This is a genomic window from Flavobacterium aureirubrum, assembly GCF_038739835.1.
Lineage (GTDB): Bacteria > Bacteroidota > Bacteroidia > Flavobacteriales > Flavobacteriaceae > Flavobacterium > Flavobacterium aureirubrum.
In genome coordinates, this window is sequence record NZ_JBCGDO010000072.1 from 1 (window position 1) to 1,326 (window position 1,326).

At 29.6% G+C, this 1,326-nt stretch carries 2 protein-coding genes; one reads left to right on the forward strand and one right to left on the reverse strand.

The genetic code is table 11. The features are described 5' to 3' along the window. Positions 1–247 precede the first annotated feature (247 nt). Positions 248–817 (forward strand): hypothetical protein, encoded by a 570-nt coding sequence (locus tag WFZ85_RS15975; protein ID WP_342697250.1) that lies wholly within the window; start codon positions 248–250, stop codon positions 815–817. Positions 818–907: 90 nt separating this feature from the next. On the opposite strand, the gene WFZ85_RS15980 is transcribed toward WFZ85_RS15975, so the two are convergent. Then, on the reverse strand, positions 908–1,326 hold a 419-nt coding region (locus WFZ85_RS15980; RefSeq protein ID WP_342697251.1), incomplete at its 5' end, for a transposase.

The following is a 1,326-nucleotide window of genomic DNA, read 5'->3' on the forward strand; positions in this document are numbered from 1 at the left end:
AATATATACTCATGTTAGTACGAAAAGTATTCAACAAATCAAAAGTCCTTTTGATGATTTGTAATACAACTTTTATTTCTATTTTTGAAACAAATACGCTATTCAATAGCGCCTATCTACCCTGTTTTGGGTGTATATGCGCTACTTTGTAGCGGGTATATACAAGTTAACTGTAATTTTACAGAAAACGCGTGAAAACAAAAATATTATTTAAAAAATAATCTGAAATTAGAATATTTAGCATATTATGAATTTTTGGAAAGAAATAGAAGAAAATCTTTGGGACGAAGGCTTTGATGTATTGAATGAAAATGGTTTAATTGAATGGGAAAGCGAAAAAGGCAACCATAGTATTGAATACAAAAACATTTCAATTGATAAAAACAAACTTGCTTGGTATCAAGGCGAAGAATATGGAAGAAGTTGGGTGAAAATAAAACATTCAAATGGCTTAATTTTAAATTGGAAACTGAAAAGTAACCATTCAGATTATGGGTTTGACTTTCGATTTATAAAATGGATTGGAGATAAATTAATTGTGATATATACTGAAAAGCATAATGATTATGTATTTAGTATTGAAAATTTAATTGTAACCGAATTATACTCTGGAAATATTAGTGAGATAAAGTTAACAGATAATGTAATTTACATAAAAAAAGAAAATGAAACTGTTGAACTAATTAATTTAGAAACTGATCAAATCACATTCAGCAATATGACAATCAATGATTTTAATATTTTACATCAAAATGTTGAATTAAAACCATTTTGGAATTTAGCTTTAGACAAAGAATACAATAAAAACTACAGTTAACAGGCGTAGCCGTTGCACAACCTCTCTCAAAGATTAAATATTTTAAATAGATACAAAAAACAACCTCGTTTATCCCGAAGTGTCGGGACTTTAAGCGAGGTTTTTTTTTGAATTAAAGTTATAGTTTGTAAAAAATAATGCGCTTAAAAACCAGCTTTTCAAGTCAGTGAAAGCCGTTTTTAGTAAGGTCTGTGCTTTTGTTTCATTTTCACATACTATTCCAGCTTTTGTTTTGGTTTTTTTGGTGATAAACTTCAAATATTTCTTAAGATTATAAGTTAATGCTGCCATCAAAACGTGTTTGTTGGCGTTTTTAATTCCTCGCGTATTTACTCGCTTCATATTGGTGAAATTGACTAATGTTCCAATTACAGGTTCTACTGTTTTGCTTCTCACTCGTACCATTTTCTTAGCATAGTGTGGGTTTTGTGTGAGTTTTTGGTGCATTCTATCGTAGTGTTCTTTGTGGATGCTGTCGTCTATCTTCTTGAACTTGGTGCTTTTTCCAC